The sequence below is a fragment of the Blautia sp. NSJ-140 genome (genome assembly GCF_022868965.1).
Taxonomy (GTDB): Bacteria; Bacillota; Clostridia; order Lachnospirales; family Lachnospiraceae; genus Blautia_A.
Window position 1 is genome coordinate 15,250 of record NZ_JALIFS010000012.1, and the last position, 12,509, is coordinate 27,758.

General features: G+C 43.1%; 11 protein-coding genes, 1 pseudogene and 1 riboswitch. Of the genes and pseudogenes, 3 read left to right on the top strand and 9 right to left on the bottom strand.

Annotation, left to right across the window (positions count from 1 at the left end):
• Nucleotides 1–25 precede the first annotated feature (25 nt).
• Entirely contained in the window at nucleotides 26–229 is a 204-nt protein-coding gene (gene thiS / locus MUB50_RS13350; protein ID WP_118515991.1) for a sulfur carrier protein ThiS, read from the bottom strand.
• 261 nt (nucleotides 230–490) lie between these two features.
• Nucleotides 491–598, bottom strand: a riboswitch (TPP riboswitch).
• A gap of 57 nt (nucleotides 599–655) precedes the next feature.
• Entirely contained in the window at nucleotides 656–1,777 is a 1,122-nt protein-coding gene (locus MUB50_RS13355) for an Ig-like domain-containing protein (RefSeq protein ID WP_182434007.1), read from the bottom strand.
• 365 nt (nucleotides 1,778–2,142) lie between these two features.
• Between MUB50_RS13355 and MUB50_RS17395 the strand changes: the two are divergent.
• Nucleotides 2,143–2,346, top strand: a pseudogene (locus tag MUB50_RS17395) (transposase); the annotation flags it as partial.
• Nucleotides 2,347–2,608: 262 nt separating this feature from the next.
• Here the strand turns inward: MUB50_RS17395 and MUB50_RS13365 are convergent.
• Both MUB50_RS13365 and MUB50_RS13370 read right to left on the bottom strand, forming a co-directional pair.
• A complete protein-coding gene (locus tag MUB50_RS13365; protein ID WP_182434006.1) occupies nucleotides 2,609–3,541 on the bottom strand; it encodes a serine hydrolase domain-containing protein in 933 nt (310 codons plus the stop codon).
• Nucleotides 3,542–3,546: 5 nt separating this feature from the next.
• Nucleotides 3,547–4,893 (bottom strand): APC family permease, encoded by a 1,347-nt coding sequence (locus MUB50_RS13370; RefSeq protein WP_118515994.1) that lies wholly within the window; start codon nucleotides 4,891–4,893, stop codon nucleotides 3,547–3,549.
• A 261-nt stretch (nucleotides 4,894–5,154) separates the two neighbouring features.
• Here MUB50_RS13370 and MUB50_RS13375 point away from each other — a divergent pair, with 261 nt between their 5' ends.
• Both MUB50_RS13375 and MUB50_RS13380 read left to right on the top strand, forming a co-directional pair.
• Complete coding sequence (locus MUB50_RS13375) at nucleotides 5,155–5,988, top strand: MurR/RpiR family transcriptional regulator (protein WP_118625769.1); 834 nt, start codon at nucleotides 5,155–5,157, stop codon at nucleotides 5,986–5,988.
• A gap of 22 nt (nucleotides 5,989–6,010) precedes the next feature.
• A complete protein-coding gene (locus MUB50_RS13380) occupies nucleotides 6,011–6,958 on the top strand; it encodes a serine hydrolase domain-containing protein (protein ID WP_118515996.1) in 948 nt (315 codons plus the stop codon).
• 155 nt (nucleotides 6,959–7,113) lie between these two features.
• Here MUB50_RS13380 and MUB50_RS13385 read toward each other — a convergent pair whose 3' ends face one another.
• From MUB50_RS13385 to MUB50_RS13405, 5 genes are all read right to left on the bottom strand, one after another.
• Nucleotides 7,114–8,172: a sulfate/molybdate ABC transporter ATP-binding protein gene (locus MUB50_RS13385; protein ID WP_118625765.1), complete on the bottom strand. Its 1,059-nt coding sequence runs from the start codon at nucleotides 8,170–8,172 to the stop codon at nucleotides 7,114–7,116.
• On the bottom strand, nucleotides 8,162–8,998 hold the full coding sequence (gene cysW, locus MUB50_RS13390; RefSeq protein WP_118625763.1) for a sulfate ABC transporter permease subunit CysW: 837 nt from the start codon (nucleotides 8,996–8,998) through the stop codon (nucleotides 8,162–8,164). The genes MUB50_RS13385 and cysW overlap by 11 nt, the downstream gene beginning before the upstream one ends.
• On the bottom strand, nucleotides 8,998–9,837 hold the full coding sequence (cysT, locus tag MUB50_RS13395) for a sulfate ABC transporter permease subunit CysT (RefSeq protein ID WP_118625761.1): 840 nt from the start codon (nucleotides 9,835–9,837) through the stop codon (nucleotides 8,998–9,000). The genes cysW and cysT overlap by 1 nt, the downstream gene beginning before the upstream one ends.
• Nucleotides 9,838–9,965: 128 nt before the next feature.
• Nucleotides 9,966–10,991: a sulfate ABC transporter substrate-binding protein gene (locus MUB50_RS13400; protein ID WP_243101221.1), complete on the bottom strand. Its 1,026-nt coding sequence runs from the start codon at nucleotides 10,989–10,991 to the stop codon at nucleotides 9,966–9,968.
• A gap of 258 nt (nucleotides 10,992–11,249) precedes the next feature.
• Entirely contained in the window at nucleotides 11,250–12,326 is a 1,077-nt protein-coding gene (locus MUB50_RS13405) for a LacI family DNA-binding transcriptional regulator (RefSeq protein WP_118625759.1), read from the bottom strand.
• Nucleotides 12,327–12,509: the final 183 nt, after the last annotated feature.

Consider the following 12,509-nt stretch of genomic DNA (forward strand, 5'->3'; position numbering starts at 1 on the left):
TGTATCCATTCTTATTCTTTCTGTCTCAGCAGCTTCCGCCGCCCATAAACTGCAGGATTTCCACAACGTCTCCGTCTTTCAGCACGGTCGTGTCGTAAGTCTCTCTCTTGATGATCTCTTCATTCAGTTCTACTACCACCTGCACCGGAACATAGTTACATGCTTCCAGATATTCCGTTACGGTCACCGGAGCTTCCAGGGTTCTGCTCTCACCGTTTACTGTGATCATGTTCTCTCCTTTCCGGAAATTTCGCCAAGTCAGAAGTAATTCGCAATCTCTTCCGGTCAATCGGATATTCGCGATCCGTAAAAAAAGAGTTCACAAAGAAATACACCCGTGGTGGTGCACCCCTTCATGAACTCTGTTCACTCTCAAAATTTCCCATGTTTAATTGTAAAATATTTCTCTGTAAATCCTGATCTTACGTATATTCAGTCGGATAAAACATCCGCATCCAATAAAAAAGGAGATACGCCAAGGTATCTCCCGTAAATTCATCTTATACGTTCCTACGTTGGCATTATCCAAATCAGGTATAAGGGTCGAAGTTGAAGACTTCCTCTCAGCCTGCCGTCACAAGCTCCCCCGTTATTTACATGATTTAGTATAATTCCGATCCTGCTTCATGTCAAGAATAATAAATTTTTGTCTTATTTATAATTTATAAGCAGTGAATCCCAGATCATTCATTGTCAGGTTTAAATTCTTTTTCAGATAAGCATTTGCTGCTATCATTGTCGCTTTCATCATAATGTTGGAAGTATCCTGCAGATCTGTCATCGCTTTTTTTCCGTTTGTATACAGGAAAGTCAGATTCTGACCTTTATAAGCAGATGCTTTTGTGGAAGAAGTCAGCAGCACAAAGACTCCATCCGAAGACAGGGCGGACTTCACACTGACCGTATCAGATTTCACACAGTTTCCGATAATATCCAGTCCGGCAAGTACTCCATCGGAAGGCACAGAAATCAGCATTCCAATATCTATCTTATCTTCTTTCTTCAGATAACCGATTATCAGAGTACTTTCTTCATTTACTTTGACATTTATAAACTGACTTCCGTCTTCGGTATATCTGCCTTTCTGACTGATATATTTTTTCAGTTTGGCATAATTCTGCGTCAGTTTTGCGTTAGCCGATGCAGGATTTTTTACAGTAACCTTGCAGGTGAATTTTCTGCCGCCAAGGATCGCTGTGATATTCGCTGTTCCTGTTTTTACTGCGGTGACCTTTCCGGCTGAAGTTACACTGACAACCTTTGTGTTGCTGCTCTTCCATGACGGTTTCAGACTGGTGCCGTTGATCTTCAGTGTATAAGTTTTTTTCGGTGTCAGTGTCAGGCTGGTCTTATTCAGGGTAAGAGAATTCAGCCCTGCGATCGCTGTCAGGCCTTTTTTATTATAACCGCTCCAGATTATATTTTTTCCGGATTTCCGGTAAGCTTTTACCGTATAAGTATAACGTGCTCCGGTGCTTACTTTTGTGTCGGTAAATGTAACATTCTTACTTCCTGTGATGGTTTTTACTGCTTTCCATCCGCTGTTTCCGGTCTTGCGGTATACACGGTATCCGGCTGTTCCTTTTACCTGTTTCCAGCTGAAAATGATCTTATTCTTTCCGACGATCTTAATAGAAGACATGGCCGGCGCTGCTACAGTTACTGCCGCCTGTACTTCTGCCACGCTGATCAGCTCCGGAACCGCAGCTGGTGTCGCCGTCGCAAGCATAAAACCTGTCAAAATGCCACATAAAGCTTTTTTCCAATTTCTTTTCATACGCTTTTTTCCTTTCTGCTTTGTGGTGTATCTGGATTTCCTAACAAATATAGTATACATTATAAAAAATATTCCTGCTATGATATTTTTCGCCAAATCGGAGCTTTCGGTGAAATTCGGCAGTTTTTACAATGGCATAAAAAGGGGCTGTAAAAAAACATAGCCAACAAAAAGATCTTTGAAACCGAGCACGTCGATCTGCAGCACTTATATATAGATGGATCAAAATTTGAAGCAACTGCAAACAAGTATTCCTGGGTATGGAAAAAAGCAACTGAAAAATCCAGGTACCGTTCAGATATGGACTGTTTTATTCCTCTCATGAAAAAATTTCATGAGACCTATGGCTTTTATCCAAAATATCCTGTAGCGGACGTCCTTATGCAGAGAAATACAAAAAGGTCAAAGGAAACCGTACAGTACGGGTCAATCAGGAGTTGACGGTAATGCACCAGGAAGTGATCCGTAATCTGGAAAGTATTCAGGGAGCATTGCTTAGAATGAATCGTTCCATCCAGGCGGAAGGAACTTTTGGAATCATGAAAAATGACCGGTGGTACAAAAGAATGAAAGTAAAAACAGCCGCACAATTTCAAAAACAACCGAATTTATGGGGAGAGGGGAAAGTATGCTCTGAATCTCTCCTCAATTCTACGATTTGTCCTAAAAGAGCATAAAAAGGAGCGTGCTCCAAAATGATTTCTCATTTTTTCACACGCCCTTTTTTCAGTGCCCTTGTAAAATCAAGGGTTTCTGCCACTTTATTTTTATTTAACTGTCGAAGATGGGATTAGCTTATGCTTTCCCCACGGATTTGTCAACCAGAATATATTACAATTCCGGAACCACTGTAGTCCATAGATGATTTCCTATTTTCTGGAAATCCCCCTCCAGAGACATTACAGTTACTACTGCATCCTTGTCAGGAAACGCCAGACAGAACTGACCATAATTTCCATCGGATCGATAGGAACCGGCTTCCGGATTCATTACAAACTGATATCCATATCCAAAACCGGAATATAGATTTCCCGAACTTCCTGCCGCTGAATTGTCTACAAGATTGGAAGTCGCAACTTTCATATATTCTTCCGGCACCAACTGTTTTCCATTATATTTTCCTTTATGAAGAATCATCTGTCCATATCTGGTGAACTCATCAATATTTACATAAAGACCATTCGCCGCATGTACATGACCTTTCGGGCACAAAGTCCAGTCCGGATTTCCAATTCCCAATGGTTCAAAAAATCGATTTCTCAGATATTCCAGAAGATTGACACCCGCACGTTTCTCAATAGCACAGCTGATCATATAGGTATTGAAATTACTGTACAGCCACTGAGTTCCTGGTTTATTTACAACCTTCGCATTTTCAAAGAAATATCTGATCCAGTCCGGCGTTGTATAACGTTCCGGCCAGTCACAGAAAAATAGCGAGCTTTCCAGACCGGTAGTCATTGTCAGCATATTTTCCAGAGTCACATCACCAAGATATCCTTCTGCTTTCTCCGGAGCATATTCCGGAAAAATATCAACGATCTTCTCATCCAGATGAATCAATCCCTCATCCAGTGCAATTCCCACTGCACAGGATACCACGCCTTTGCATGCAGACCAGGTATTCAAACGGGTTTTCACCGGCATTCTCTTATATTCTGCCGTTAACTGTCCTTCACGCCATATCTGCGCATACATAACATTGAGATTTTCTTTTAAAGTTTTGATAGCAAATTCATTGATCAGGTTTTGGTCTTTATTCATAAACATTAATCCTCCCACACACTTGTTTCCATCTTTACATCAGGACTTGCACTTCTAAACCATCCGTAAGCCATGCATACTACAATGGCTATCAGGCTGATGATTACTACCGGAAGTTTCAGGCTTCTGCAGGAATTGATAAAAATGCAGATATATGCGAGCAGGCTCAAACAGCAGAGGAAATAATATTTTCCGTTAGAAATATGCATTGGTGATTTTTCCCAAGCTTCCGCATGTTTCTTTGGGAGCTGAAAATATGCGTAAATCTGTAAAAATGCCAGAGCAGATGCCAGAAGCATAATATTATTTACAACATCACTGATAGAAAAATCCAGTAATACCGGTAAAATTCCCATGAGATAAGTAAATGTCATCAGTTTCCAGTAAGCACCGCGTCCATTTTGTGCTGCCCAAGATTTCGGAAGCCATCCATCTTTACAGGACTGAGCAACCGGAATACAGTTATTGGAAATTGTAGAGTTAATAGAAGATGAAAGTGCAAGCACCGGACCACCGATCATAAATACTGTAAAAAGAGCCGGATTTAAAATATTTTTAGCTACCAGAGTAAGTGGCTGTCCTGCCACCTGATCCAATGGAAGCACACCACTGGCTACAAGTGCAACACCACCATATACAACCATTAGTGTCGGTACGCAGTACAGAAGTGCCTTTGGAATATCCTTATGTGCATCCTTCGCCTGTTTACCATAATTCATGATACAGGAGTAACCGTTTGTTGAATATACATATAGCAGGATTGCTGAGAAAAATCCAGATGGTCCGTTTGAAAAAAAGTCTGGTGCTGTAAAGTCAAATACCGGATTTTTCAGCTGCAGAACACCAAGAATAATAAACAGCCCCAGTGCGACAAACAGTAAAATAACCAGGATTTTCTGAACTTTCGCCATTACATCCACGCCGCAGAGATTAATTACAAAGAATACACTCAATGCCGCGATACCAAACCATTTCGCATTGATTTGCGGCCAAAGGGAATTGGCATACATACCGATGGCAACACCATAAGTCGCAAGGTTAATCGTCTGTGGTAAAAATCCAACCGCATACATACCGGCTACTCGTTTGCCGGCCATATCTCCTACCAGAGAATAAAAGCCCCCTCCAAGTTTCAGTGTGGATGTGATCCACGGGATCGGTGCGATCATCATAAATCCCCAGATACATGCAGCTACATACGCCAGCCACGCTGACTGTCCTGTCAGCAAAATCGCCGGACCGATTAATGTCAGAACTCCCGAACCAATTGCCTGTCCTACACCAATCGTATAAAGATCACTTCGTTTCAGATAACCTGTTTTTTCTTTTACTTCCTTTGCTGTTGATAACATAAAAGCCCCCCTTTTCATATAAGTTCCAATGTCGATAGTGTATTTAATTCTTTTTCTGACGTCATGCGAATTATTTAATGCTATATTATCATTTAAAATTCAGAATTTCTATTGACAATATCATTAAAAATCCGCCTTTTTAATTGTGCATTATTTACATTTTATTTTGTTTTAGAAGAATTTTTTGCTCCATTATATTGTAATTAAACTTCGCACCTGTTATAATTCATTATACAAACTACACAAAACAGGAGGTTTTTCATGAAAGTAGAACAGTTGATCCGTGAAAAAATATCTTCTCTTTCTGCCGGTCAGAAGAAAGTTGCCGAATATATATTACAACACCTTGATTCTTTCAGTTATTCCACCCTTGCGAAACTCAGCAAGGAAATTTCCGTAAGCGAAACCACTATCATACGCCTTGCTTATTCTCTGGGTTTTGAAAGTTTTTCTGAAATGCAGAGAACTGTACAGAATGACATCCTTTCCATTCCCACAACTACATCAGATGACACACTGGATAACGGAAATTTCTATCAGACCATCATTGCAAAAGAGCTCCATTCCATGGAAAACTGGGCTTCCCACCTGAATCGGGAAGATATGGATCAGATCGTTACTCATCTGACCAATGCGAAAAAACGTCTGATTGTCGGTGCCCGTTCCTCTTACAGTGCAGCACTCTGGATGGGAACTCTGCTGAATCAGCTTCTTGGAAATACCAAGGTGGTTCACGAATTTTACGATTCCAATTTCGAATATCTCACAGAAGCATCCGAGGATACAGTTGTTCTTCTGATCTCTTTTGCCCGCTATACCAAATGGTCTCTGAAATATGCACAGGTTGCCAAAAGCCATGGTGCAAAGATACTCGCCGTCACAGACAGCATTTCATCACCGGCATGGGCGCTGGCAGACCACGCTATCATTACAGAGATCAATCTCAATGAAATGGGATTTAACTCCTTCTCATGCCTCTATTGTCTGTTTGACAGTATTGTTGCAAAAATCCGAAAAACCAGGTGCAAATCCATCAGTACACGACTTCATGACCTGGAAGAACTTTATTCAGACTTTGATCTTTTTTACGAATAATAATTTCAGGGGGGGGATTATCATGCATGAAATTTTAGATATTTTCTTGGAAAAATCGAAACAGCATCATTCCAATATTATCTATGCCCAGATATACAAAAATGACGTTTTAAAAGAAGAATTCAGACTTTTTCCGGTAAAAACCCGATTAAATATATGGTCTGTCAGCAAGCCCTTTGTTGCAATGGCTGCAGGTATCGCAGAACGTGAAGGACTGATCACACTTGATGAATATATTTATCCTTGGTTTGAAAAATATTTTCCGTCAAATCCTTCCGAAAATCTTTACAAAATAAAGATCCGTGATCTTCTTACCATGTCATCCGGTCAGAACGATCCTCTCTTTTTCTGCGATGGACCGGAACGATACAGAGAAAAGGACTGGGTAAGATATTTCTTTCAGAATGATTCTTTTCCCTATACACCCGGTACTCATTTTGTGTACAGCAATTTCTGTTCCTATATTTTGTCTGTTCTTCTGGAAGAGAAATCCGGAACGGGTCTGCTGAATTATCTGCGATATCGTTTCTTTGAACCGGTTGGTATTCCGAATCCTGACTGGACCCTTTGCCCTCAAGGACATTGCATGGCAGCTAACGGACTGTATCTAACAATTGATGAACTGGCTCGTTTTGGACATCTGCTTCTGCATGAGGGTTCCCTGAACGGAAAACAGATCGTCCCAAAAAAATTCGTTATTGATGCCTGTCAGAAACACATTGATTCTTACAATCCACTGACGGAACATCCAGATTACCAGAGCTATGGTTATGGATATTTCATATATATGGGACCTATGGAAGATACTCTGATCCTGTCCGGCAATTACGGCCAATACTGCATCATTGACAAAAAACATCAGATGGTATCCTGTGTCATGTCCCTGGATGGCAATGACCACAAAAAAATCCGTGATGACTTGGTAGATTCTCTTGCAGAATATTACGGTGTGAAAATTTCACATATATAAAAAAATGCCGCTCCCGCGGCCATGTCATATGATATTCGCAATCCGCTTCGCTACTTGCTCATAAAAAAATGCCGCTCCCGCGGCCGCATCATATGATATTCGCAATCCGCTAACGCTACTTGCTCATAAAAAAATGCCGCTCCCGCGGCATTTTTTTATATCACAAGCCAATCCTCAACCATAGCTGTATTATGTAGCAGCACTGCCTCATTTCCCTTCGTTACAAAAATCCTCTGCACAAACACATCCACAACTTCACCTTCCAGGACAGGTTCTTCGTCAAGGCTTCTTCTGGCGCTGAGTATGGTGTTTCCTACACGGACTTTCAATTCCAGGCTGCTGCCGCGGAATGATACTCGTTCTACGACGCCCTCTGTTGCGGAGCTTTTATATTTCTGTTCCTCGTTCTTCTTTGTCACTTTTACAAACTCCGGACGGACGATGGCTTTTTCGCCTCCCGGAACTTCCTCGAAATGATTGAACACCTGGTAATCATCGATCACGGAAGTCTGCCCAAAAAATCCCGCCGTAAACGCAGTATCCGGATTCTGGTAAACCTCCAGTGGAGTTCCCTTCTGTTCAATGCGACCACGATTGGTGATGATGATCTCATCTGCCACCTCAATAGCCTCATCCTGATCATGGGTAACAAAAATGCTGGTGATCCCCAGCTTCTCGATCATATCCTTCAGCCAGCTTCGAAGCTCCGTACGGATCTTCGCATCAATAGCCGCAAAAGGCTCATCCAAAAGAAGCAGCTGTGGATTGGGAGCCAGCGCCCGGGCAAAAGCAACTCGCTGTCTCTGACCGCCGGACAGCTGACTTGGATATCTTTTTTCCAGACCTTTCAGCCCGATCAGCTCTACCAGTTCCATAACTCTCTGTCTGATATACTTCTTATCCGCCTTCTGTACCTTCAGGCCAAATGCAATATTATCATACACCGTCATATACCGGAAAAGAGCGTAATTCTGGAAAACAAATCCAATGCCTCGCTCGCTGGCAGGCTCATCATTGACCACTCTTCCATCGATTATGATCTCTCCGCTGTCCGGCTGCTCCAGACCGGCGATCATACGGAGAATCGTAGTCTTTCCGCTTCCACTGGGACCCAGAAGACCGATCAGCTTTCCCTTTTCGATACCAAAGCTTACATTATCAGATGCCTTGTAATCCCCATATGTTTTATTGATATTTTTTAACTCAACGTACATCGCCTTTTTCCCCCTTTCCCTTATGCTCCAGAACATTTCTTGCGATCAGAAGGATCACCGCCAGAATCACCAGGATCGAAGAAACCGCAAATGCCGGAACATACTGGAATTCGTTATAAAGAATTTCCACATGAAGCGGAAGTGTATTTGTTTTTCCACGGAGATGTCCGGACAGTACAGACACGGCTCCAAACTCTCCCATAGCTCTGGCTGTACACAGCACAACGCCATAGAGGAATGCCCACTTGATATGCGGAAATGTCACTCTGGTAAAAATCGTCCAGCCTTTTGCTCCCATCAGTGCTGCCGCCTCTTCCTCATCGGACCCTATGGATTCCAGAACCGGTATGATCTCTCTGGACACAAATGGAAACGTGACAAAAATCGTTGCCAGGATAATTCCCGGAACTGCAAATACAATCTGGATTCCTGCACTTTCAAGAACAGAATAAAGAAGACTCTGCTTTCCAAAAACCAGGATATAGATAAGACCTGCGATAACCGGTGATACTGTAACCGGAACATCGATCAAAGTGGTAAGAAGCTTTTTTCCCCGAAAATGAAATCTGGTCATTGCCCATGCCGCACACAGACCAAAGATCGTGTTGCATACAACAGCCGCAGCCGTCGCCCCAATGGTCAGCTTCAGCGCTTTCAGCGTGTACTCATCTGTCAACGCCTGCACGTAGCACTGCCAGCCCTTGCTCAGCGCCTGGGTTACAACGACCACCAGAGGCAGTACCAGTATCACAAAAAGAAAGATCACGGAAATCCCGATAAGGATCCATTTCACCGGCCCGGAAGCCTGCTTCTTTTTTTCATCCATTATGCATCCCTCCCTCTGATACGTTTCGTATTTCTTGCCTGCACCAGATTCACACCAAACAGGATCAGGAATGATACTGCCAGTGTAACCAGTGCGATAGCTGTTGCGCTTTCATAGTCAAACTCCTGAAGCTTTGACATGATGATCAGCGGCGTGATCTCTGTATAATAAGGCTTGTTTCCTGCGATAAAAACAACGCTTCCGTATTCTCCCAGGCAGCGTCCGAAGGCAAGTCCCGCCCCGGAAAGCATTGCCGGCAGAAGCTCCGGAAGAATAACTCTGCGAAAAACGGTGAATGGCTTTGCACCCATGACACGGGCCGCCTCCTCATAAGAACCGTCCAGCTTCTCCAGAACCGGCTGAATAGCCCTGACTACAAAAGGGATTCCCACAAAGATCAATGCCACCGTGATACCGATCCTGGTATACGCGATCTTAATGCCGAACTTTGCAAAAAAGCTTCCCACCAGACCTTTATCGGAAGTCAGTGAGGTCAGCGAGATACCGGCAACCGCTGTGGGCAGCGCAAAAGGCAGCTCGATCATTCCATCCATGATCCTTTTTCCCGGAAAATCATATCTTACCAGCACCCACGCAAGGACCAGTCCCATAATGGCATTGACCACTGTGGCAGCAAATGCGGTAATAAAGCTTACATAGAATCCCGACAGGACCCTCGGCCGTGTGATCACCTCAATAAATTCCCGAAAACCCAGCCGCGCCGAGTATACTGCCAAAGACGCAAGAGGGATCAGAACTACGATACTCAGCATCGCCAAAGTTACTCCCATTGTCAGTCCAAAGCCCGGTATCACACGTTTACTCTGTTGTTTCTTCATTTCTGTCTCCCCTCTTTTCTAAGTCTCTGATCTGCTGCAAATCTCTGACTCTTCTGCAAATCTCTGATCTGTTACAAAACCTCAGACTCTTCTACAAATCTCTGAGCTGCTGCAAATCTCTGACTCTTCTACTCTTCATAGATCTCATCAAACACTCCGCCGTCTGCGAAATGCTTTTTCTGAACTGCATCCCAGCCGCCGAAATCTTTGATCGTGGTCAGCTTCACTTTCAGGTTAAAAGTATCTGCATGCTTTTTCAGGATCGTCTGATCAACCGGTCTGTAGTAATTCTCAGCGATCAGCTCCTGAGCTTCATCGGAATACAGATATTTCAGATATGCTTTCGCAGCTTCTGCATTATCATGCTTTTTCACATTTTCATCTACAACAGCAACGGATGGCTGTGCCAGGATACTGATGCCCGGCGTTACGATCTCGTAATCATCCGGATTATCCCTTACAGAAAGAAACGCTTCATTTTCCCAGGCGATCAGCACATCACCCTGCCCGTTTTCCACGAAAGAGGTTGTGGCCCCTCTTGCTCCGGAATCCAGAACCAGGACATTTTTGTAAAGCTTCTTGATAAAGGCTTTCATCTCTGTCTCATTGCCGTTATATTTCTCATTGGCATAAGCCCATGCTGCCATGTAATTCCAGCGGGCGCCACCGGATGTTTTCGGATTGGGAGTGATCACCCCCACACCATCCTTTGTCAGATCATCCCAGTCTTGGATATTCTTCGGATTTCCCTTCCGAACAAGAAATACAATGGTGGAAGTATAAGGAGCACTGTCATCCGGATATTCATCAATCCATCCCTTGTCGATCAGACCGGCATTCCGGATCGCATCGATATCATATTCCAGCGCAAGTGTCGCCACATCTGCAGGAAGTCCATTGGAAATCTCTAGAGCCTGCTTTCCGGAACCGCCATGAGACTGGATCACATCCACACTCTGACCTGTTTTCTCTTTCCAATATTTTGAAAAAATCTTATTATATGCTTCATAAAATTCTCTGGTCGGATCATAGGATACATTGATGATCTCCACGTGATTTTTATCCTTTGTATTGTTTCCCGATACTGCAAAAGTTCCTGCCAGTACCACTGCTGCCAGTGTGATGCAGACACCTGCGATGCGTTTTCTTTTCATGATCTGTGTACTCCTTTACAACCACATTTTTATTTAGAAATCTTTTTCCCAACAATGTAAATGCTTCATTTCACTGTCAAATCATACCTGTTCTTTCCGTTTACTGTGGTTCTGTAATTTTTTTATTTGAATTGAATACATTAAACCATATTATTCCCATTAATTAAATATGAATATTTGAAAACGTTTTCACAGAAAATATTCTGGCCATAGCGCAACCGCATCCTGTCTGTCATTATATCTGCGTATCCGCAATCCTCATATACAATAATCGCTCCACATACTGTCCTCCACACTGCTGCAGCTGTTCCGTATCATCAGTCTGCCTTCCAGCTCCATTCGCACAATACCGGAATGCCCGCCCTTCAGCCGGTCCAGCAGCAGGTATAATGCAAATTTTCCCATATCTTTCTTAGGCAGGCTCATCGTTGTCAGCATCGGCCTGGTAAACTGTGCCTCCTGGATATCATCACTGGATATGATCGAAGGCATATAATACCGGTTCCGAAATTTATTCAGGCACTTCAGCATTCCGATCGCCGAAATATCATTGGCACAGTAAATTCCGGTCGGCATGTCGTCCGACTGAAAAAACTTTTCCATAGCTTCATAACCCTCGGCCTCAGTCTGCTTTGTTTCGATAACATATTCAGGTATCACATCCAGATCATGCTTTTTCAGTGTTTCCAGATATCCGTTATACCGGTCTTCGCTGTGGCACTGGCCAACATATCCGATATTTTTGTGACCCAGGGAGATCAGATATTCCACCGCCGCTGCTGCGATCTTTTTCCCATCACAAAGGACCTCATCCACTTCATAATTGGTAGAATTCCGGTTCACCGATACCACACTCTTATACTTCTTATTCAGCTTCTTCAAAGCCTCTTTATTACATCTGCCGATAATGATCAGACCATCCCTTTTCTCGTCCACCTCGTCATACATTCCGTCGATCAACCGGTCCAGATTCTCTCTTCGGCACTTCCGGTCATCGGAAAACACAGACATATACCATACTTTGGAAAGAATGCAGTTTTTATCATGGATCTCACTTTCGATCACCCGAAGCAGCTCTGCAAAAAACGGATCGGTCGTGGAAGAATCGGTTCTTGTCATCAGGATATTGATGTACCAGGTTTTCTCCTGCTTTGCGGAAACGCCTTTTTTCAGATTCCGGGCCGCCTCGTTGGGCACATAATTCATCTCGATAGCTGTTTTCCATATCTTATCCCTGAGTCCGGAAACAGAACATTTATAATTGGGATTATTCAAAACTCTGGAAACCGTCGCCGGTGAAACCCCTGCCTTTTCTGCGATCTTCTTGATGGACATGTACCCGTCCCCTCCCTCTGAAAAAAAATTTGCCCGCTGCCAGTCCTGTAAGCTGCTCAACGTCATCTGTGTAACTCAGCATCATCAGTGTAACAGAACTTTTTATCATTCCTTATTTCATAGTAATTAAATATGCTTTATATGATAATGAGAGTTTTGAAAAAAGTCAATCTTATTTTGTGA